This is a genomic window from Streptomyces sp. NPDC104313 (genome assembly GCF_055583985.1).
Map to the genome: position 1 here is coordinate 211207 of NZ_JBVJMW010000010.1, position 19237 is coordinate 230443.

Sequence of the window (19237 nt, forward strand, 5' to 3'; positions counted from 1 at the left end):
TGCGGTGCTCCGGCCGACGCCGAACAGGGCCGGGTGAGGCACTGCGGGGGTGATCGGAGGCTGTGGCGTCGAGCATAGGCCCTGGACAACGTTGTCAACAGTATGGAGACTGTGCAAACTATGGACGGAACCCGCAGGTCCCGCCCCTTCACTGATCCGGAGAGCCCACACCGATGCATACCGACCTCGTCGCCGCGCTCGACATCGGCGGCACCAAGATCGCCGGCGCGCTGGTGGACGGCGACGGATCCCTGTCCGTACGGGCGCAGCGGCCGACGCCCGCCCGGGAGGGCGCCGAGGCGGTCATGGACGCCGTGGATGAGGTGCTGGGTGAGCTGATGGCCTCGCGGCTGTGGGGTCGCGTCGGTTCCGTCGGCATCGGCAGCGCCGGTCCGGTCGATGCCGCCGTCGGCACCGTCAGTCCGGTCAACGTCCCCGGCTGGCGGGACTTCCCGCTGGTGGAGCGGGTGCACAAGAAGGCGGGTGGACTGTCGGTCGCGCTGGTCGGCGACGGGGTCGCGATGACGGCCGCCGAGCACTGGCTCGGTGCGGCCCGGGGTTACGACAACGCGCTGTGCCTCGTCGTGTCGACGGGCGTCGGTGGGGGCCTCGTCCTCGGCGGCACCCTGCGGACCGGCCCCTCGGGCAACGCCGGGCACATCGGCCACATCAGCGTCGACCTGGACGGCGCCCCGTGCCCCTGCGGTGCGCGCGGCTGCGTCGAAGGTCTCGCCAGCGGTCCCAACATCGCCCGCCGCGCCGTGGAGAACGGCTGGCGGCCCGGCCCGGACGGCGACGCGACGGCCGCCGCGGTGGCCGTCGCCGCCCGCGCCGGAGACCCGGTCGCCATCGCCTCCTACGAGCGTGCCGCCCAGGCACTGGCGGCCGGCATCGCCGCCACCGCCACTCTGGCGGACCTCGACATCGCGGTGGTCGGCGGGGGAGTGGCCGGGGCCGGTGACGTGCTCTTCGTGCCGCTGCGCCGCAGCCTGCGCGACTACGCCACGCTCTCCTACCTTCGCCGGCTGACCGTGGCGCCCGCCGTGATGGGCACCGACGCGGGTCTGGTCGGGGCCGCGGCCGCGGCCATCGCGCTGCGCTAGGCCGTGCCGCGGCGTGCCGGGCGCCGTGGCGGCGGCCGGCACGCCACGCTGGAGCCTGTCGTCAACAGCTGCCAGGGAGCGCCCGGTTCGTCAGGCCGGACGCCACCTGGGCCTTGCTCCGCGCGCTCGATGTCCCTATCCGGTCAACGCCGACCCCGCCGCGGGGTTTCCGCGGCAGGGTGTTGCGGGCAAGCCGCAGGGGGCTACGGAAGAGGGGGAACCGTGATCGTCTGGATCAACGGTCGGGTCGACAAAGAGCCTGCTCGGCGGCCTACCTGCTGAGATCCGCTCCGAAATCTGGCCCTACTCAAAGGACGTCTCACGTGGTTCGGTTGACGAGATTCTGGTAGCAGGTGAGGGCTGCGGCGAGGCCGAGTAAGGCGAGGAGGTGGTTGCCTTCTTACCGCGATCGGCCGGATTCGGCCCGGTCGGCGAGCCCCCTTTTCGCCCGCACCGACGCGGCATCGACGATCGCCGACGGCCGGTCCAGCTCACCCCTGGCGCCAAGTTCGTCCAGCACCGCCCGATGCGGCCTGCGCCACAACCCCGCCTCGGCCCACACGCTGAACCGATGGTGCGCGGTGGCCGGCGAGACACCGAACGACTCCGGCGGATACCGCCACGCACACCCGCTCGTCAGCACGTACACCACAGCCGTGAACACCGCCCGCTCGTCCACCGGAGCCGTACCACCTCCCTGCGGGCGGGACGCGAACCTCGGCAACGACAGAGCGGTCAGCTCCCACCGTTCGTCCGGCACCAGCCGACGCGACAGATCAGCACCCACGATCCGGCATCATGCCGCGTCAGCGGAGCAACCACGTGAGACATCCTCTTAGCTTGTTTTCTATCTACCAAGATCTTCCGGGCTTGCCGATGACTTTGAGGGTCTTGGGGCGTTTGGCGGTTTCGCCGACGTCGTAGTGGGGTGCCCGGTGTTTGTTCTTGGCCCCGGGTAGCCGTCCGGGGCCGGCGCCGCGGGGTTGGGGAACATGGGCCGGGCAGAGCAGGTGGGCTCGGACGTTTCCTGAACCCTCGGCGGACCCGGGCCGGCGAGCAGCAGGCCGGTGGTGGAGCCCGAGCCGGTGTCCGTCAAGGAACCCTCAGGGGCGGAGGCGGAGGCGGAGGTCGGTGGAGCGGGCGCTGTGGAGGTACCGCCGACGACTGCGGAGAGGGACGAGGACGGATTCGTGCTTCCGGACGGGGCGCTGATGGACGAAGAGCTGCCGGGTGTCGGCCACCGGTGGTCGTCGTGGTGGGCCTGCTGGTCCGCTTCCGGCCCGGTTGCGTGGTCGGCTTCTGGGTGAGAGGCGCAATCGCGGTGCTGACGAGGGAGGCGCTGACGTTCGCGCGAAGGGTCACCGGCCCCGCGTGAATCGCTCCTTCAGCGCACTGTCGCAGCCGTGATAATCCAGGGGCCCAGACCTGCCTTCCGCTCCCAGAGAGGTCCCCCTCCGTATGCGTAGCCACGATCCCGGCAAGGCCCCCGACCGCAAAGAGCCCGACCGGCTGGGACGACCGACCACCACAACCGCCGGGCCCGCCACGGCGGGCCCGCTCTCCCCCACGGCGCCTCTCGCCCTGCAGCGCGGCCCCGGCAACGCCGCAGTCGTCCAGATGCTCCGCCAGGCCGGACACCTCCCCGCGCAGGCCCCGCAGCGCCGCCAGCACAGTGCCGGCTGCGGCCATGAGCAACCCAGGTCGGCCCCGGTACAGCGCTCCGCCGTCAACGACGTCCTCACCGGCTCGGGCAAGCCCCTGGACGCACCGGTCCGTCAGGAGATGGAGGCGCGGCTGGGCGCGGACTTCTCCGGCGTCCGCCTGCACACCGGCACCGCCGCTCAACGCTCCGCCGCCGAGATCGGCGCCCGCGCCTACACCTCCGGCAACAACGTCGTCATCGGCCAGGACGGAAGCGGCAAACACACCCTCGCCCACGAACTCACCCACGTCATCCAACAACGCCAAGGCCCTGTCGCGGGCATCGACAACGGCACCGGACTAAAAGTCAGCGACCCGACGGACCGCTACGAACGCGCCGCGGAAGCGAACGCCAGGCAGGCGATGACCAGTGCTTATGACCCGTCGGTAGGTTCCCGTGCCGCTCAGCCGTCCGTTGGCCATGCCCCCATTGCGAGGCCGTCCGTACAACGCACTCACCGCACCGAGGGCAAGCCGGTCTACCCCGAGGTGAAAACGACCAGCGACCCCCGAACCATGACGGCGAATGTCCAGGCCCATGAGGAGTACCCCACCTACTGGAGCCTCATGAGCAAAGCGGGTTTCAAGAAAGATGTCATCAATGATTCCTGGCAGATACTTCTCGGCGGCCTCAGCGCACAACCGGCGCTCAACGGCCAGGCTGAAAAAATCGATGGAACGCTATCGGAGAAGAGAGCGGTACGGAATGAGAACTCGTGGTATATCGACTTCGCCAAGTATATGGAACCGCACCTCAAGATTGAAGCAGCGAACCTCGCCCTCTGGTCGGGCGGAATCGGCGCAAGCCTCTACGCGCGCACGCAGAACTGCACGCCGCTCGAGGACACAAAGATAGGAAGGATTGTCCATCAGCTGGTTCTCCATGAAGTATGGGCCAACAAAGGACCGTTCTGGAATAATATCTCCAAGATGTTCGTGGATCAGCTGAGAAAGAATACCTCTGCGGTCCATGTCTACATGAGGACGGATGACTCGCAAAGCGTGCTGCAATCACAGGAGCTCCCGCACATCGAGGCGATCAACACAGCCAGGGCGCTGAATAAGCAGACTCAGATAACGGTCGTCTGGCATGCTCTCTACACCGTCGGCCCGCAGGGAGACCCGAACTACGGAATCAGGGAGATCGCGCCGGACGGCAGCCTCGTGGACAGTCACGTTTACACCAGCCACACCGATTGCGCCAAAGCGCTCGAAAAAGGCCACGCACGAAACGGTGTGCCCCCCCGGCAGGGCTGATTCATTGTCAATGCCGACAAAAATGGGGCCGTGAGCTGGCTGTCAAGCTGCTGGGGGAAGTTGATGGAGGGCGGAGGATCTCGGCGCAGGACGGGAGTTGCCCAAGATGCCGTACCTGCGAGAGCTGTGTTACCCACTCAATCTGGCGTGCCCACCCGCTCTGGTTCCGGTCGAGGCGCGTTCGCGGCCGGGCGCCTCGGCGAGCTGAATCAGCTTGGTCTTTCTCTTCCGGCCTCGAACTGCGCCTCGAACTGGGTCGCTCACCTGGGGGTTCGCCGGACGTTGGGGGCGGCCTTCGTCTGATCATGCGCTCCGACCAAGGTGCACATGACCGAGACGAAGGCCGTGAGGTGAGTCAGCTGCCCCGAACTGTCCGGACGGAAGCGTTCGCGGAAGCGTCACGCTTCCGGGGCGAGTTCTACGAGTGTCTGACCGCCCGGCGCGATGAGTTGTTCGAGTTGGCGGACGCGGCGCTGTGTGCGGACGGTGCGGTGAAGTCCCTGGTGGGCCTGGCGCTGCTGCCCGAGCGCCGACGTGGACACGGAGCGATGTACGGCGGCTCGAACCACGGCCGGATCGACGTCGGCCGGCTGCGGACGGTGCTGGCCGGGCTTCCGCTGCCGCGCTTCGAGGGCGGGCGTCTGGCCTGGGTCCTGCGGGAGCTGCCGGTCGAGCTGGTCGGCAGGGTCCGCACTCCCGTCGGATCGCCGCACCAGAACACCGCAGCGGCACCCACCTCCGAGCGCACCCGAACCGTCGCGCGCCCGTCGGTGGCGACGGAGTGTGCCGCCGTGTCACATGTTCGGATTGCGTGCGGAACCACCTACGCTCAACTCCTGTCTGGCAGAAGGGTTTTCCGGCGTCGGCGGGGATGCTGCCGTACTGTTGGACCATGCGAATCGGACGGCAACTGTCGATGGTGACGGTCCTGGGTGGCTTGCTGGTAAGCGGGTGCACCTCGTCGGGCGGACCGGCGAGCCCTGCTCCCCCGGGTGCCTCCGGTGACGAATTCGCACCCTCCTCGGTGCAGCAGATCATGGACTCCCGGCTGAGCCAGGGGGCCTCCGGGCTGCGCGAGGGCGTCGTCCACCGCCCCAAACCGGATCGGCTCCTGCGGATCTCCCCCTGCCGTCTGGTGGAGCTGTCCATGGACACGCGCATCACCGACAAAGGGGCGAAAAAGCGCAAGGCGGTGCCCATACCGGCCCTGTACGAGCTGCGGTCGGAGCGCCTCAACCCCGGATTCAGCGTCAGCGTTTACCATCTGCCCCGGCAGACCGACACATCCGAACTGCTCTTCAAGGTGCTTACCGCGGCACGTGACTGCGGCACGCGCACCGCCAGCGCCCCGACATCCACCGTCTCCCTTTCCACGGCACCAGTCACTACCGCCGCGCAGATCACCACAGGCAAGGACGGCCCGGGGGTGGCTGTCCTCAGCGACGCCCGGCACAAGGCGGCGTCATCATCACCCGGGCCCGACTGGACCATCGGGCCGGACGGAAGGTTCGCCCCCGTCGGCGAGCCGCCCGCTATGTCGAGCCCGCCGCTCACACCGACCGACACGTCCGTGGAGTACGGCCAGGCGTTGGTCTACGGCACAAACGGCCGCTTCCTCGTCGAGGTGCTGCAGGTCGCCGAGAGCAGGCTGTCGGACCCGACCCCGGCGCCCGGCGCGCAGCCGAGCGGCCCGGCGTACACCAGGGCGCAGGAAATCCTCGGCACCTTTCTGGCTGGCTTCCAGGGCGTTCCCGAGTAGGCGCCGAGCCCGGCGAAGCTCATCGCGGCAAGTTCCGCTGCCACCGACCATGCAGCGGTCCAGGTTCAGTGTCGGAGGACAACCCGAAGCCATGCGAACTCGGTGTCCGCTGTGAGGCTGTGAGGCTGTGAGGTGGGAGCTCGAGCACCGAGCTCCCGTGTCCTCCGACAGGTGATCTTGACCGATTGCCAGGTGATATTGACCGGCGAGGTCGAACGTCCATCGGTACGGTCAGCCCATGAAGAACGTGCTGGAGAGCATGGATCTCGAGATCCTGAACGGCCGGATCATCCATACGATCAAGGCGTACCGGGACGCCTCAGGCTGCACCATCCACGAAGCGATCGACTTCGTCGAGGAACGTCGAGCGGAGCTCTGCCGCGACCGGCCGAGCACCTGAAAGAGCGTTCTGTCCTGGCAGGAGTGTTTGGTAACTCAGTGCTTCCGCTTCCGTGGATGATTGCGGGGTGCTGGTCCAAGTGGAAGCGGTGGGGCAGGCCGCCGTCGACCATCCCGCCGTCCGGCGCCATGCGGTCGCGGTCCTCCGGATCCAGACCGCCCGTCGCCCTCTCGGTCGCGGCGGGCAGCTCCCCGGCGAGCCAGCCACCGACCGGGACAGGAACCGGCGTGGCGGGCAGCGAGCGAACCCACGCCGCCGCGCGGCGGCCGGCCCGTGCTCTGTGCGGTATCACCGGGGCATGCGGTATCCACAAGGGGGCGGTCCGACCGCCGAACGGCAGCATTTTCGCGAGGAGTTACGGTTCAGGGCGGCCGAGCCGTTCGCCCAGGGCGAGGCGAGCTCGGTGATCGCCAGGGACCTACGGGTCAGCGTCCGCTCGGTCCAGCGATGGCGGCAGCTGTGGAACGAGGGCGGTCCGCGGGCTCCGCGGTCACCGGGCCGGCGTCGCTGCCGAGGCTGAGTCAGAAACAGTTCGCCCAGCTGGAGGCGGAGCTGGCCAAGGGGCCGGCCGCGCACGGCTGGGAAGACCAGCGCTGGACCCTGAACCGTGTGAAGACGGTGATCGGCCGGCCCACTGGGAGACTCCAAGATCCTCGACAGAGTCGCGCTTGGGCGAGCCCGGCGACATCCCGTGCGTGGCGGTGGAGGACCGCATGGGTCACGAGCTGCCCGGTGTGGAGGGAACGTACAGCGAGGTGACGATCGCGATGGAGGAGCGGATAGTTGGGTATCTCCAGGAGGTGTGGGAGATGGAGGTGGTGGGAGCCGGGCTGTGGACACCGCCGTTTCCCATCCGTCTCCCAGACAATCCCGCGAAATCCACTCCGCCGCTGTCCAGCGGCCTTCCCACCCCGGAGTACCAGTGATTGTCGTCTGGATCAACGGTGCGTTCAGTGCGGGCAAGACCAGCGCCGCGGGCGAACTGATCGATCTGATCCCGAACAGCACGCTGTACGACCCGGAGGTCACCGGCGCGGGGCTGCGCAGTCTGCTGCCGCAGAAGAGGCTTGCCGAGGTCACCGACTTCCAGGACCTGCCGATCTGGCGGCGGCTCGTGGTGGACACGGCGGCGGCGCTGCTCGCCGAGGTGCCCGGGGTGCTGGTGGTGCCGATGACCCTGCTGCGGCAGGAGTACCGCGACGAGATCTTCGGAGGCCTAGCCTCCCGGCGCATTCCCGTCCTGCATGTGGCGCTCTCACCTGAGGAAACGATCCTGCGAAGCCGGATCGCGGGCCGCGAGGAGTTTCCCGGAGACGACGAGCAGAGCGAGCGGGTGCGCCGGTGGGCATACGAGCACATCGGCCCGTACCGCGACGCCCTCGGCTGGATCACCGAGGACGCGCATGTGGTCGACAACAGCGCCCTCACACCCCGTGAGACCGCCGAGCGGATCGCGGACGCCGTGCGCACCGGTAACGCCGCCCCGTGCCCGATCGTCCAGAGCCCGGAGCCGACCGCCGAGACGGTGGCCGCCGGGGTGCTGCTCTTCGACGAGCAGGACCGGGTGCTGCTCGTCGACCCCACGTACAAACCGGGGTGGGAGTTTCCCGGCGGGGTGGTGGAAGCGGGCGAGGCTCCCGCGCAGGCCGGGATCCGTGAGGTCGCGGAGGAGATAGGACTCCGCCTCGGCCGGGTTCCCACGCTGCTGCTCGTCGACTGGGAATCCCCCTGCCCGCCCGGCTACGGCGGACTGCGTTTCCTCTTCGACGGCGGCCTGTTGCGCTCCGAGGACGCCGGCCGGCTGCTGCTGCCCGGCTCCGAGCTGCGCGGCTGGCGCTTCGTCACCGAGGAGGAGGCCGCGGGGCTGCTGCCGCCCACCCGGTACGAGCGGCTGCGCTGGGCCCTGCGGGCGCGCGAGCGGTCGACCGTGCTGAACCTGGAGGCGGGGGTGCCGGTGGACTGAGCGGCGCGTCCGGGCTGCACGGCGGACGTCCACGCGGGCGACGCTCAAGCGCCGTTCGCCGCCGCCTCCATCACCGCGGCGGCGTTCTCGGTGAGCGGGTCGCCGTGACCGAAGCAGACGGTACGGGGCGCGAGCGCGGCCAGTCGCCGGAACGTGGCCGCCGCCTCGGCGCGGTCCACGTTGAGCACGCCGAGCATCACCCGCTCCACGGAGGCGACGGTGTCCCCGGTGAAGAGCACGCCGTGGAGCGGCAGATGGAGGGCGATGGAGCCCGCTGTGTGACCGGGGGCGTGGACCACCCGCGCGCCGTCCCCGAACGGCAGCACCTCGCCGCCGGTCACCTCGCGGTCGACCCGGGTGGGCGGGGCGTCGGGGCACGTCAGCCCGTTCTCCCACAGGGGCAGTTCCCAGTCCAGCATGTCCGGCTCCGGTACGGGGCGCTCGCCCCGTACCGCCGGGGCGTCCAGCGCGTGGGCGAGGATCTCGGCGCCGTGCCGGTCCGCCAGCTCCTCCGCCGCCCCGTAGTGGTCGCGGTGGCCGTGGGTGATGACGATGCGCCGGATCCCGGCCGGATCGAGGCCGAGTGTGCGGATCGCGTCCTCGATCGCGGCGGCCGACTCGACGTCACCCGCGTCGATCAGGGTCAGATCCGTCCCGTCGCGCCAGAGGTAGGCCTGACCGATCCGGAAGCGGAACATGTGCAACTGGGGGAGTACCTCGACGAGATCCATGCGGCGAACGTAAGCGGCGGCGGACGTCCGCCGCACGGATCTACACTTCGGGCGACTTCGCCGAGCGCGTAGCGGCGCCCCGGGCCTCGCCGCGCGGCGGTCCCAGGAGGTCAGACCTTCTTCGACTCCGCGTAGTTCCGCAGGAACAGCGCCTCGGCGACCGACATCCGCTCCAGCTCCTCGGGCGACACGCTCTCGTTCACCGCGTGGATCTGCGCCTCGGGCTCGCTCAGCCCGATCAGCAGGATCTCCGCCTCCGGGTAGAGGCCCGCCAGCGTGTTGCAGAGCGGGATGGAGCCGCCCATCCCGGAGGACTGCATCTCCTGGCCCGGGTAGGCGTCCCGCATCGCGTCCGCCATCGCCGTGTACGCCGGGCTGGTCATGTCCGCGCGGAACGGCTGGCCCTGGCCCACCTGTTCCACCCGGACCCGCGCACCCCAGGGGGCGCGGGACTCCAGGTGGGCGGTGAGCAGCTTCGTCGCCTCGGCGGCGTCCTGGCCCGGCGGCACCCGCAGACTGATCTGCGCCCGCGCGCTCGCCTGCACGGACGGCGTCGCGCCGACGACCGGCGGGCAGTCGATGCCGATGACGGTGACGGCGGGACGGGCCCAGATCCGGTCCGCGACCGTGCCCGTGCCGATCAGTTCCACCCCGTCCAGTACCTTGGCGTCCTGCCGGAACTCCGCCTCCGGGTACTGGAGCCCGTCCCAGTCGGCGTCGCCCGTCAGCCCGTCGACCGTGGTCGTCCCGTCCTCGGCGCGCAGCGAGGCCAGCAGCTGGATCATCGCGGCCAGCGCGTCCGGGGCCGCACCACCGAACTGCCCCGAGTGCAGGTTCCCTTCGAGGGTGTCCAGCCGTACCCGGAGCATCGTCATCCCGCGCAGCGTCGCTGTGACCGTCGGCAGCCCGACCCGGAAGTTCCCGGTATCTCCGATGACGATCGTGTCGGCCGCCAGCAGCTCCGGGTGCGCCTCCGCGTACCGCTCCAGACCACCGGTGCCCTGCTCCTCGGAGCCCTCGGCGATCACCTTCACCGAGACCGGGACGCCGCCGTTCGCCTTGAGGGCGCGCAGCGCGAGCAGGTGCATGATGAACCCGCCCTTGCAGTCGGCCGCGCCCCGTCCGAACCAGCGGCCGTCGCGCTCGGTCAGCTCGAACGGCGGGGAGATCCACGCCGACTCCTCCAGCGGGGGCTGTACGTCGTAGTGCGCGTAGAGCAGCACGGTCGGCGCCCCGGCCGGACCGGGCAGGAACCCGTAGACGGACTGCGTGCCGTCGGGGGTGTCCAGCAGGGCGACGTCCGTGAACTCCTCGGCGCGCAGCGCGTCGGCGACCCAGTTCGCCGCGCCCTCGCACTCGCTCCTCGGGAACACCGCCGGGTCCGCCACCGACTGGAACGCCACCAGCTCGGCCAGTTCCTGCCGGGCGCGGGGCATCAGCGAAGCGACGGTCTCGGGAATCGGACGGGCGGTCATGGGCACGCTCCTCGTGGGTGCGACGTTATGGGTAGGGCGCGGTGTGTACGCGACCGTGTGCGACGCCGTCGGTGCGGCGACGCATGTACGACGAAATCATGGCCGATCCTCCCACAGGAGGGCTAGGCCGGAACGCGCCGTAGGATGCCGTGAACAGCTTGGGGCCACTGGTCGGATCAGGAGCAGAAGCACATCGTGAGCAGCGAGAACGCAGACGCCGGACGTGAGCCGGAAGAGTCGTCCGTGTGGGATGTCGTCGTGGTCGGCGCCGGACCGGCCGGCGCATCGGCGGCGTACGCGGCAGCCGTGGCGGGCCGGAGAGTCCTGCTGCTGGAGAAAGCGGAACTGCCGCGCTACAAGACCTGTGGCGGGGGAATCATCGGCTTCTCGCGGGACTCGCTGCCGCCGGGGTTCGAACTGCCCCTGAAGGACCGTATCCACGCGGTCACTTTCTCGCTCAACGGCAAGCTGTCGCGCACCCGCCGCTCCCGGCGCATGCTCTTCGGGCTCATCAACCGCCCGGAGTTCGACGCCGGTCTGGTCGAGGAGGCGCAGAAGGCCGGGGCCGAACTGCGTACCGGGGCATCGGTGGTGCGGGTCGAGCAGCACGGTCCCGCCGTGCCCGACCGGCGGACGGTCGCCGTGGTGCTGGCCGGCGGCGAGACGGTGCTCGCGCGGGCGGTCGTCGGCGCGGACGGCAGCGCGGGCCGGATAGGAGCCCATGTCGGGGTGAAGCTCGACCAGGTCGACCTCGGTCTGGAGGCGGAGATCCCGGTCCCGGCCACCGTCGCGGAGGACTGGGCGGGCCGGGCGCTCATCGACTGGGGCCCGATGCCGGGCAGCTACGGCTGGGTGTTCCCCAAGGGGGACACCCTCACCGTGGGCGTCATCTCGGCGCGTGGCGACGGCGCGGGCACCAAGCGGTATCTGGAGGACTTCATCGCCCGCCTCGGCCTCGCCGGGTTCGAGCCGGCCGTCTCCTCGGGTCATCTCACCCGTTGCCGCAGTGACGACTCACCGCTCTCCCGCGGTCGGGTCGTGGTCTGCGGGGACGCGGCCGGACTGCTGGAGCCGTGGACCCGCGAGGGCATCTCCTTCGCGCTGCGCTCGGGCCGGCTCGCGGGGGAGTGGGCGGTCAGGATCGCCGAGTCCCACGACGCGGTGGACGCCCGTCGGCAGGCCCTCAACTACGCCTTCGCCATCAAGGCCGGTCTCGGCGTGGAGATGGGCGTCGGCCGCCGTATGCTCAAGCTGTTCGAGCGCCACCCGGGGATGCTGCACGCGGCGCTGACCGGCTTCCGCCCGGCGTGGAAGGCGTTCGCCGGGATCACCCGGGGAACGACGTCGCTGGCCGAGCTGGTCCGTACGCACCCGCTGGCGCAGCGCGCGCTGTCCGCGATGGACCGCTAAGGGCTGTCACGTAGTCCCTGCTGGATCAGCGCCCGGCGTCAGGTGCGGTGCGTCGCGAGGCGGAGGGGCGTCCGCACACTGGACGCAGGAGGGCTTCATCACCACGTGGGTCGTGGCTGTCGTGGCCGCAGCCGAACTGCTGCGGGTGCGCCGCGAGCAGCGGGCCGCCGCCCGTGCCGAGCGGGAGGCGGCGGATCACCGGCGACCCGGAGCTGAACGAGGTGAAGGTGGTCATGCTCACCACCTTCGAACTCGACGAGTACGTCTTCGAGGCGCTGCGCAACGGAGCCTCGGGCTTCCTGGTCAAGGACACCGAGCCGGAGGAACCGCTGCGCGCGGTGCGGGCGGTGGTCGGCGGGGACGCGCTGCTCTCCCCGGGTGTGACGCGGCGGCTGATCGCGGAGTTCGCGGCCCGCTCCAAGGAGCCCACGGCCGCGGCCTCGCTCACCCGGCTCACCGAACGGGAGCGGGAGGTGATGGCGTTGGTCGGCATCGGCCTGTCGAACGAGGAGATCGCACGCAGACTGGTCGTCAGTCCGCTCACCGCGAAGACCCACGTCAGCCGCACGATGGTCAAGCCCGGGGCCCGCGACCGGGCGCAACTCGTCGTCCTCGCCTATGAATCGGGGCTGGTGCGCCCCGGCTGGCTCGGCTGACCCGGACCGGACAGCGCGGCGCCATCGCGCTGCGGAAAGCGCCGGAGCACATGGACGACCCGCGTGCCGAAGGCCAGCACGGCGGCCGCGACGGCGATCCAGAGGACCGCTCGGCGTACGGCCGGGCCGAGGTCGAAGAAGATCAGTGCGGGCATGAAGAGGCCCCCGAAGGTCAGGGCGGCCAGGAAGGCGGCGCTGACCAGGGCGTAGCCGATCTCGATCGTCATCGCGTCCCGCTCCGCCTGCGTCCGCCGCTTCATGTGCGCAGTGTCACAGGAGGCGAGTGCACCGGGCAAGCGCGACCGTGTCCGCCGGCCGGCTCACCAGGTGGCGGCGGAGTTGTCCGTCCCGGTGCCGGGCCACCGAGCGGCCGCTGGGCAGGGTGAGGGCGGTGAGTGGCAGCCGGTTCCGGAGGGCGGGGCAGAGCCCCTCGGGCCGTGCTCAGCTCGCGGTCGGCGTCGTCACCCGGGTCGGCCCCGGCCGTACGGCCCGCGGCTGATCCTGGCGGTCTGCCGAGCGCGCCGACTCCGCGTCCACGCGGTGCACGGTCGTCTCGTTCGGCCGAGGACGGGACCGGACGCCAGGGGCGAACGACGCGATGTGCTCGGCGATCTGCATGGCGGTGATCGTGCCAGGGCCCTCGGTCTTCAGACGCCCCGCGGGTGCGCGGATCCGGCCGGGCCGGGCCGGCGCACCAGACGGACGAACCAGCCCAGGGCCAGCGACTGGACGAGGACCGAGACCACCAGACCGAGTACCAGGAACCACGCGGGCCCGCCGGCCTCGGCACCCGCCAGGGAGCCGCCGAAGAAGAACAGGAAGATGGTCGGGGCCGCGAGGAGGAACAGCCAGACGCCGGAGAACGAGGCGTCCTCGTGGGCGACGAACAGGGTGTCCACGGTGACGAACAGCGTCGCCGCGAACACCAGCCCGAGATAGATCACGGAAGCGGGGTTGCGGAAGGTCAGGCGGACCAGGGTGTTCAGGTGCGGGTGGTCGGTCAGCCGCTTCATGAGGTGCTCCCTTGCTCGGTCGGGGCTTCCATCGTGCGCCGGGGGAACGGGTCCTGCCTGAGTACGGCTACTCAATCGACCGTGTGTGCGGGTGATCAGGTGTGTGCGTCCGTCGTCGCGTTGCGGGCCCCGAAGCCCAGGGCGGCCGCGGCGGCCGCCAGCAGGGCGACCGTCGTCAGGGCCAGCGGCAGGGAGAACCAGTCGGCGAGGAAGCCGATCGCGGGCGGGCCGAGCAGCATCCCGCCGTAGCCGAGCGTCGAGGCCGCGGCGACTCCGCTCGGTCCCGCGAGTTCGCCCGCGCGCCCCACGGCGACGGGGAAGATGTTGGCGAGTCCCAGGCCGGTGACCGCGAACCCTGCCAGCGCCAGCCAGGTGGTCGGCGCCAGCGAGCCCAGCAGCATGCCGGCCGAGGCCGTCGCGCCGCCGAGGACGAGGGTGCGGGTCTGGCCGAGCCGTTCCAGCAGCAAGGTCCCGCTCAGCCGGCCCGCCGTCATCGTCAGGGCGAACAGCGCGTATCCGGCGGCGGCGAGCCCGGGGTGCGCGCCCAGGTCCTGTTCGAGGTGCAGTGCGCCCCAGTCGGCGAGGGCCCCTTCCCCGTAGGCCGTACACAGGGCGATCACGCCGAAGAGCACGACGACACGGCGTGCCCGGGGTGACAGTCGCTGCTTCGGCGCCCGTCGGCCGACATCCTCCGGAGCGGCGGGGGCCGGGCGGTGGCGCAGCAGAGCGGGACCGGCGAAGGCGGTGACGAGCAGGCCGGCCCCGGCCAGCAGGAAGAGGTGCGTGGACGCGGAGAGACCCCCCGCGACCAGCCCGCCGAGCCCGGCGCCGACCATGCCGCCGAGGCTGAACGCCGCGTGGAAGCTCGGCATCACGGGCCGGCGCAGTTCGGCGACCAGATCGACGGCGGCGCTGTTCATCGCCACGTTCATTCCGCCGTAGGCCGCTCCGAACACCAGCAGCACGAGGCCGAGGGAGAGCGCCGAGTGGGTCTGGGCGGGCAGGGCGATGCTCAAGGGGAGCAGGACGCCGCAGACGACGGTGACGGCGTGGCTGCCGTAACGGCGGCACAGCCGGCCGGTGAGCATCATGGTGACGACCGCCCCGGCGGAGACGCCGAGCAGGGCGAGGCCGAGGGTGGAGGCGGAGGCTCCGGTCTGCTGCTTGATGGCCGGGATACGGACCACCCAGCCGGCGAAGAGGAACCCGTCGAGGGCGAAGAACACGGTCAGCGCGGTACGGAGGCGGGCCGACGAGGGTGGGGCGGTGTCTCCGCCAGGTCCCCCGGGTAGGGCCGTCCGCAGTTTGTTTAGTTGCGGCACAAACTCAGCATAGGGGCGCTCCGGCGACGGGCGCAACACCGCTGCACCCCGTGCGTTCCGGGGGCTCGGCCGTGGCCGGAACGGGATCCCCGGGCAGGCCCTGGGCGTCCGGGACGCCTCCGGATCATGGGAGACTCGCCCCCATGAACGGCAAGGCGACCACCACCCGGACGAAGTTGGAGAGGGGCCGCAGTGCGCTCGGGCCCGCACTGGAACTGGTCCACACCGGACGCGCCCCCACCCGGGCCGTGCTCACCTCCGAACTCGGCGTCACCCGCGCCACCGCCGGGGCGGTCGCCGCGGAACTGGAGGCACTCGGGCTGATCCGGGTCGACTCCAGCCCCGGGCCGGCGGCCGGATCCCAGGGCCGCCCCTCGCACCGGCTGTCCGTCCTGGAGACCGGCCCCGTCGTCCTCGCCGCCCAGGTGCACGCCGACGGCTTCCGGGCCGCGCTCGTCGGGCTCGGCGGCCGGATCGTCGCCACATCGCCGGGGTGCGTCGCGGTGATGGCCGATCCCGCGCAGGTGCTCGGCGAGGTCGTGGAAGCGGGGGCGGGGCTGCTGCGCGAGGGCGGGCTGCGCTGCGTCGGGGCCGGGCTCGCGGTGCCCTCCGCGGTCGCCGAACCGGAGGGCACCGCCCTCAATCCGCTCCACATCGCCTGGCCCGCGGGCTCCCCGGTCCGGGACATCTTCGCCGCCTGCGTACGCGAAGCGGGCATCACCGGACCCGCGTTCACCGGCAACGACGTCAACCTCACCGCGCTGGCCGAGCACCGGCACGGCGCGGGCCGCGGCGCCCAGCACCTCCTGTGCGTGGCCACCGGCCACCGGGGCGTCGGCGGGGCCCTCGTCCTGGACGGCCGCCTGCACAGCGGGAGTTCGGGTCTCGCGCTGGAGGTGGGGCATCTCACCGTGAACCCCGAGGGACGGCCCTGCCACTGCGGCGGGCGCGGCTGCCTCGACGTGGAGACCGACCCGCTGGCCTTCCTCACCACCGCCCGCCGTGAACCGGGTCCCGAGGAGTCCCTCCTCAAGCAGGCCGGGAACCTGCTCCGCGCGGAGTACGACGACCCCGCCGTACGTCACGCCGCCGAGGCGCTGATCGACCGCCTGGGCCTGGGGCTCGCCGGCCTGGTCAACATCCTCAACCCGGACCGGATCATCCTCGGTGGGCTCCACCGCGACTTGCTGGAGGCCGACCCGGAGCGGCTGCGCGCCGTCGTCGCCGACCGGAGCCTGTGGGGGCGCAGCGGCAGTGTGCCGATCCTGCCGTGCACCCTGGCCCACAACAGCCTGGTGGGCGCCGCCGAACTGGCCTGGCAGCCGGTCCTCGACGACCCGCTCGTGGCGCTGTCCTGACTCCCGGCCGGCAAGGCGTGACCCCGGGGCCGGCACGGTGTGGGTGCGGCGGGGCGGTACGAAGCCTCGCCGCCGCACACCATTGCCCCGGCCCGGCCCCGCCCGGCCCGTCAGCCGACGACGGCCGACCGGGCGGGCACGGCCACGAGGTCCTCGGGGGTGATGGTCACGGCCCCGAACGGCCCGTCGGTCATCGACCCGTAGACCGCGAGCGGTGGCAGGGTCGAGGCGCCGGTGGCCGCCGGCAGGGTGAACCAGACGGCCTTTCCGGCCGAGCCGATCGGCCGCACGCCCCAGCTCTCGCTGACGGCCGCGATCAGGGCCAGGCCCCGGCCGGACGTGGCGAACGAGTCCGCCTCGTTCACCGTGGGCAGGCGCGGGTCGTGGTCGTGGACGGAGACCGTCAGACGGTCGAGCAGCAGCTCGATGTCGACGGTGCACGACTTGTCCGGCTGTGCGTGCCGGTGAACGTTGGTGAGAAGCTCGGTGACGCCCAGGGCCGCCTGGTCGATCAGAGGATCGAGATGCCAGTAGCGCAGTTGCGCCGAAATGATTCTGCGGACCTGACCGATCCGCGACGGCAGGGCCTGGAGCTCCACCGTGCAGTGCCTGCTTGGCTCGCTGATCACGGCTGCGACTCCCCGAAATAGGTCCGGAAGAAGAGAAGAGAGACGAACGGAGCCCGGCGGACGACTGACTGCCGAATCCGCTGTGCTCTTGTCGTGTCTGCTCGTGTCGCGCGATCCGGTCCATGGAGCGAATCGCCCTGTCACCGAGGGTGCACCTTCAGTGACATGGATCCAGCGTGGCCCAGGGGATACGGCTCCGCAACTCGCGGCGGGGCCCGGTGGCCCGGGAATCGGCCCGCCGGGCCCGTACCGGCCGGTCAGTGCCGGCGGCCGCGCGCACTGCGCAGCGTCTCCAGGAAACGCCGCAACGGGGCCGCCCCGTCGCGTCTGTGGCTACGCTGCCCCATCGTCAACCGGTAGCGCACCCCGTTCACCCGGGCGATGACGGAATCCGCCGCGATGAACCACCACTTGCGTGCGCTGACCGTGCCCACCGGGGCGCTGTCGATCTCCCGCCCGTTGCTCGTGAGCAGCGACAGCCGTCCGTCCTTCACCACCACCTGACCAGCCCTGGTCAGCGATCTGGTGAACCGCTCGATCCTGACCCCCGACGCACTGAACTCGACGTCCACCATGCGGATTCGCCCCCCTTCGACACCACTGTCTGCTGTGCAGTGTGCCCCGCCGGGGGCCGGATCGCCAGAGGGCCCGGAAGCACGACGGGCGCCCGCCCGCGCCGCCCGCCGCCGCCTCCGCGGCCGGTGGTCAAAGGCAGTGCTATGGACCATCAAAGTGACCGTTTGTGCAGGTGGGGTGCCTATCGTGGAGGCGCGACCATCGGATCGACGACCCATAGGAGCAGGCCCATGGACACCAGTGAGCACGCAGCCGGGCGCGGGGCCAGGGCGACCGTGGACGTCGACCGCAGCGATCCGGAGTACCGGGCCTGGCTGAAGGAGGCCGTCCGCAAGGTCCAGGCCGACGCGAACCGTTCCGCCGACACCCACCTGCTGCGCTTCCCGCTGCCCGAGGCGTGGGGGATCGACCTCTACCTCAAGGACGAGTCGACGCACCCCACCGGCAGCCTCAAGCACCGCCTCGCCCGCTCGCTCTTCCTGTACGGGCTCTGCAACGGCTGGATCCGGCCCGGCAAGCCGGTCATCGATGCGTCCAGCGGCTCGACCGCCGTGTCGGAGGCGTACTTCGCCAAACTGATCGGCGTCCCGTTCATCGCCGTGATGCCGCGCACCACCAGCCCGGAGAAGTGCCGTCTCATCGAATTCCACGGCGGGCGGTGCCACTTCGTGGACGACTCGCGCACCATGTACGAACAGTCCGCCGACCTCGCCGCCGAGACCGGCGGGCACTACATGGACCAGTTCACCTATGCGGAGCGCGCCACCGACTGGCGCGGCAACAACAACATCGCGGAGTCCATCTACCAGCAGCTGCGCCTGGAGCGTTACCCGGAGCCCACCTGGATCGTCGCCACCGCCGGGACCGGCGGCACCTCGGCGACCATCGCCCGCTATGTGCACTACCTCCAGCACGACACCCGTATCTGCGTGCCCGACCCGGAGAACTCCTGTTTCTTCGACGGCTGGACCCACAACGACCCGCAGGCCACCAGTGACCGCGGCTCGCGCATCGAGGGCATCGGCCGCCCGCGCATGGAGCCCAGCTTCGTGCCCGGCGCCATCGACCGCATGATGAAGGTGCCCGACGCCGCCAGCGTCGCCGCTGTCCGCGCCCTGGAACGCTCCATCGGCCGCAAGGCGGGCGGGTCCACGGGCACCGGACTGTGGAGCGCGTTCAAGCTGATCGCCGAGATGGTGGAGCGGGGCGAGCAGGGCAGCGTCGTCACACTGCTGTGCGACCCGGGCGACCGTTACCTGGACAAGTACTACTCCGACTCGTGGCTGGAGGAACAAGGCCTGGACATCGCCCCGTACACCGTCGCCATCGATGACTTCCTCACCACCGGAGCCTGGCCCTGCTGAGGCAGGGCCCCGGCGTGTCGCCTCAGGGCGTCGCCGTCGCCAGCCGTGCGTCCAGGCGGCGCGCGGCGTCCCGGAAGGACCGGCCCACCCCCGCCCGCGCGAGGCTCAACACCAGGCGGAACAGCCCCGTCCCGTCGGCGGCGAAGGTCCACTGCACCCGGGTGCCGGACCCCTCAGGAGTGAGCCGCCACTCCTCCAACAGGGCCCGGAGGCCCGGGGCGTTGGACTCGTCGGCCCGGTAGGCGTAGTACGTGTCCGGTTCTGCGGCCACGATCGTCTCGCGGAACCGGATACCGCCCCGCAGCCGCACGTCTCGGCCCGCGTCGGTGGACGTGGCCCGGGTGACGGCGGTGAACCAGGACGGCCAGGACGCGACATCCTCGGCGAGCGCGCGGTACACCACGTCCACCGGTGCGGACACCTCGGCGGCGAACACCAGGCGTATCGGCGCGGAATCGGCGAACTCCCGTCCCACGGTGCGGAGTCGGCGTGCCATGGCGTGCCCCTCCCGGTAGTCTGC

20 protein-coding genes and 4 pseudogenes are annotated in these 19237 nt (G+C 71.0%); 12 read left to right on the forward strand and 12 right to left on the reverse strand.

Translation table 11 applies throughout. The annotated features are described in order from the left end of the window. Positions 1–173: 173 nt before the first annotated feature. Positions 174–1103, forward strand: a complete 930-nt coding sequence (locus ACZ60Q_RS23910; protein ID WP_469638116.1) for an ROK family protein — start codon at positions 174–176, stop codon at positions 1101–1103. A 400-nt stretch (positions 1104–1503) separates the two neighbouring features. On the opposite strand, the gene ACZ60Q_RS23915 is transcribed toward ACZ60Q_RS23910, so the two are convergent. Beyond that, positions 1504–1890 carry a transposase gene (locus ACZ60Q_RS23915; protein WP_469638118.1) on the reverse strand — a complete coding sequence of 129 codons (387 nt, stop codon included), beginning with the start codon at positions 1888–1890 and terminating at the stop codon, positions 1504–1506. 64 nt (positions 1891–1954) lie between these two features. After that, positions 1955–2162: pseudogene (locus ACZ60Q_RS23920) on the reverse strand (NF041680 family putative transposase); the annotation flags it as partial. A gap of 399 nt (positions 2163–2561) precedes the next feature. Between ACZ60Q_RS23920 and ACZ60Q_RS23925 the strand changes: the two are divergent. The 7 genes and pseudogenes from ACZ60Q_RS23925 (at position 2562) to ACZ60Q_RS23955 (ending at position 8183) form a co-directional block, all read left to right on the forward strand. Beyond that, a complete protein-coding gene (locus ACZ60Q_RS23925; RefSeq protein ID WP_469638121.1) occupies positions 2562–4061 on the forward strand; it encodes an eCIS core domain-containing protein in 1500 nt (499 codons plus the stop codon). A 350-nt stretch (positions 4062–4411) separates the two neighbouring features. Next, positions 4412–4705: pseudogene (locus tag ACZ60Q_RS23930) on the forward strand (transposase); the annotation flags it as partial. Between the two features lie 503 nt (positions 4706–5208). Continuing rightward, a complete protein-coding gene (locus ACZ60Q_RS23935; protein ID WP_469638124.1) occupies positions 5209–5820 on the forward strand; it encodes a hypothetical protein in 612 nt (203 codons plus the stop codon). Between the two features lie 238 nt (positions 5821–6058). Further along, positions 6059–6220, forward strand: a complete 162-nt coding sequence (locus ACZ60Q_RS23940) for a hypothetical protein (protein ID WP_469638127.1) — start codon at positions 6059–6061, stop codon at positions 6218–6220. 298 nt (positions 6221–6518) lie between these two features. After that, positions 6519–6850 (forward strand): annotated as a pseudogene (locus ACZ60Q_RS23945) (helix-turn-helix domain-containing protein); the annotation flags it as partial. Between the two features lie 38 nt (positions 6851–6888). Beyond that, complete coding sequence (locus ACZ60Q_RS23950; RefSeq protein WP_469638339.1) at positions 6889–7146, forward strand: hypothetical protein; 258 nt, start codon at positions 6889–6891, stop codon at positions 7144–7146. Beyond that, a complete protein-coding gene (locus ACZ60Q_RS23955; protein ID WP_469638331.1) occupies positions 7146–8183 on the forward strand; it encodes an NUDIX hydrolase in 1038 nt (345 codons plus the stop codon). Before ACZ60Q_RS23950 ends, ACZ60Q_RS23955 begins: the two co-directional genes overlap by 1 nt. 44 nt (positions 8184–8227) lie before the next feature. Here the strand turns inward: ACZ60Q_RS23955 and ACZ60Q_RS23960 are convergent, their stop codons facing one another. After that, on the reverse strand, positions 8228–8914 hold the full coding sequence (locus tag ACZ60Q_RS23960) for an MBL fold metallo-hydrolase (protein ID WP_469638130.1): 687 nt from the start codon (positions 8912–8914) through the stop codon (positions 8228–8230). 110 nt (positions 8915–9024) lie between these two features. Further along, positions 9025–10389, reverse strand: coding sequence for a M20/M25/M40 family metallo-hydrolase (locus tag ACZ60Q_RS23965; RefSeq protein WP_469638133.1), 1365 nt, complete (start codon positions 10387–10389; stop codon positions 9025–9027). A gap of 195 nt (positions 10390–10584) precedes the next feature. Here ACZ60Q_RS23965 and ACZ60Q_RS23970 point away from each other — a divergent pair, with 195 nt between their 5' ends. Beyond that, on the forward strand, positions 10585–11799 hold the full coding sequence (locus tag ACZ60Q_RS23970) for a geranylgeranyl reductase family protein (RefSeq protein WP_469638136.1): 1215 nt from the start codon (positions 10585–10587) through the stop codon (positions 11797–11799). Positions 11800–11824: 25 nt separating this feature from the next. On the opposite strand, the gene ACZ60Q_RS23975 is transcribed toward ACZ60Q_RS23970, so the two are convergent. Then, entirely contained in the window at positions 11825–12034 is a 210-nt protein-coding gene (locus ACZ60Q_RS23975) for a hypothetical protein (protein ID WP_469638342.1), read from the reverse strand. On the opposite strand from ACZ60Q_RS23975, the pseudogene ACZ60Q_RS23980 reads away from it, so the two are divergent. After that, positions 11988–12455: pseudogene (locus ACZ60Q_RS23980) on the forward strand (LuxR C-terminal-related transcriptional regulator); the annotation flags it as partial. The gene ACZ60Q_RS23975 and the pseudogene ACZ60Q_RS23980 sit on opposite strands and share 47 nt — an antisense overlap. Here ACZ60Q_RS23980 and ACZ60Q_RS23985 read toward each other — a convergent pair. The 4 genes from ACZ60Q_RS23985 to ACZ60Q_RS24000 all read right to left on the reverse strand — a co-directional run bounded on the left by ACZ60Q_RS23985 (position 12416) and on the right by ACZ60Q_RS24000 (position 14694). Continuing rightward, positions 12416–12715 (reverse strand): DUF6332 family protein, encoded by a 300-nt coding sequence (locus ACZ60Q_RS23985; protein ID WP_469638139.1) that lies wholly within the window; start codon positions 12713–12715, stop codon positions 12416–12418. The pseudogene ACZ60Q_RS23980 and the gene ACZ60Q_RS23985 sit on opposite strands and share 40 nt — an antisense overlap. Before the next feature lie 181 nt (positions 12716–12896). Continuing rightward, on the reverse strand, positions 12897–13073 hold the full coding sequence (locus ACZ60Q_RS23990) for a hypothetical protein (protein WP_469638142.1): 177 nt from the start codon (positions 13071–13073) through the stop codon (positions 12897–12899). 29 nt (positions 13074–13102) lie between these two features. Beyond that, entirely contained in the window at positions 13103–13468 is a 366-nt protein-coding gene (locus ACZ60Q_RS23995; RefSeq protein WP_469638145.1) for an SCO4225 family membrane protein, read from the reverse strand. A 95-nt stretch (positions 13469–13563) separates the two neighbouring features. Continuing rightward, entirely contained in the window at positions 13564–14694 is a 1131-nt protein-coding gene (locus ACZ60Q_RS24000) for an MFS transporter (protein ID WP_469638148.1), read from the reverse strand. 239 nt (positions 14695–14933) lie between these two features. Here ACZ60Q_RS24000 and ACZ60Q_RS24005 point away from each other — a divergent pair, with 239 nt between their 5' ends. Then, a complete protein-coding gene (locus ACZ60Q_RS24005; protein ID WP_469638151.1) occupies positions 14934–16148 on the forward strand; it encodes an ROK family protein in 1215 nt (404 codons plus the stop codon). 110 nt (positions 16149–16258) lie between these two features. On the opposite strand, the gene ACZ60Q_RS24010 is transcribed toward ACZ60Q_RS24005, so the two are convergent. Together ACZ60Q_RS24010 and ACZ60Q_RS24015 are read right to left on the reverse strand one after the other, a co-directional pair. Beyond that, the gene (locus tag ACZ60Q_RS24010; protein ID WP_469638152.1) at positions 16259–16777 is read right to left on the reverse strand and encodes an ATP-binding protein; all 519 of its coding nucleotides are present in this window, start codon (positions 16775–16777) and stop codon (positions 16259–16261) included. Between the two features lie 257 nt (positions 16778–17034). Then, the gene (locus tag ACZ60Q_RS24015) at positions 17035–17352 is read right to left on the reverse strand and encodes a hypothetical protein (RefSeq protein ID WP_469638155.1); all 318 of its coding nucleotides are present in this window, start codon (positions 17350–17352) and stop codon (positions 17035–17037) included. Between the two features lie 231 nt (positions 17353–17583). On the opposite strand from ACZ60Q_RS24015, the gene cds1 reads away from it, so the two are divergent. Further along, positions 17584–18717 (forward strand): L-cysteine desulfhydrase Cds1, encoded by a 1134-nt coding sequence (cds1, locus tag ACZ60Q_RS24020; protein ID WP_469638158.1) that lies wholly within the window; start codon positions 17584–17586, stop codon positions 18715–18717. Positions 18718–18739: 22 nt separating this feature from the next. On the opposite strand, the gene ACZ60Q_RS24025 is transcribed toward cds1, so the two are convergent. Continuing rightward, the gene (locus tag ACZ60Q_RS24025) at positions 18740–19213 is read right to left on the reverse strand and encodes an SRPBCC family protein (protein WP_469638161.1); all 474 of its coding nucleotides are present in this window, start codon (positions 19211–19213) and stop codon (positions 18740–18742) included. Between the last annotated feature and the right edge of the window lie 24 nt (positions 19214–19237).

Bases quoted from the DNA above. Each gene is read 5' to 3' on its own strand.
- ACZ60Q_RS23910 (WP_469638116.1), top strand. From the start codon at position 174: ATGCATACCGACCTCGTCGCCGCGCTCGACATCGGCGGCACCAAGATC.
- ACZ60Q_RS23925 (WP_469638121.1), top strand. From the start codon at position 2,562: ATGCGTAGCCACGATCCCGGCAAGGCCCCCGACCGCAAAGAGCCCGAC.
- ACZ60Q_RS23935 (WP_469638124.1), top strand. From the start codon at position 5,209: ATGGACACGCGCATCACCGACAAAGGGGCGAAAAAGCGCAAGGCGGTG.
- ACZ60Q_RS23940 (WP_469638127.1), top strand. From the start codon at position 6,059: ATGAAGAACGTGCTGGAGAGCATGGATCTCGAGATCCTGAACGGCCGG.
- ACZ60Q_RS23960 (WP_469638130.1), bottom strand. From the start codon at position 8,914: ATGGATCTCGTCGAGGTACTCCCCCAGTTGCACATGTTCCGCTTCCGG.
- ACZ60Q_RS23965 (WP_469638133.1), bottom strand. From the start codon at position 10,389: ATGACCGCCCGTCCGATTCCCGAGACCGTCGCTTCGCTGATGCCCCGC.
- ACZ60Q_RS23975 (WP_469638342.1), bottom strand. From the start codon at position 12,034: ATGACCACCTTCACCTCGTTCAGCTCCGGGTCGCCGGTGATCCGCCGC.
- ACZ60Q_RS23985 (WP_469638139.1), bottom strand. From the start codon at position 12,715: ATGAAGCGGCGGACGCAGGCGGAGCGGGACGCGATGACGATCGAGATC.
- ACZ60Q_RS23990 (WP_469638142.1), bottom strand. From the start codon at position 13,073: ATGCAGATCGCCGAGCACATCGCGTCGTTCGCCCCTGGCGTCCGGTCC.
- ACZ60Q_RS23995 (WP_469638145.1), bottom strand. From the start codon at position 13,468: ATGAAGCGGCTGACCGACCACCCGCACCTGAACACCCTGGTCCGCCTG.
- ACZ60Q_RS24005 (WP_469638151.1), top strand. From the start codon at position 14,934: ATGAACGGCAAGGCGACCACCACCCGGACGAAGTTGGAGAGGGGCCGC.
- ACZ60Q_RS24015 (WP_469638155.1), bottom strand. From the start codon at position 17,352: ATGGTGGACGTCGAGTTCAGTGCGTCGGGGGTCAGGATCGAGCGGTTC.
- cds1 (WP_469638158.1), top strand. From the start codon at position 17,584: ATGGACACCAGTGAGCACGCAGCCGGGCGCGGGGCCAGGGCGACCGTG.
- ACZ60Q_RS24025 (WP_469638161.1), bottom strand. From the start codon at position 19,213: ATGGCACGCCGACTCCGCACCGTGGGACGGGAGTTCGCCGATTCCGCG.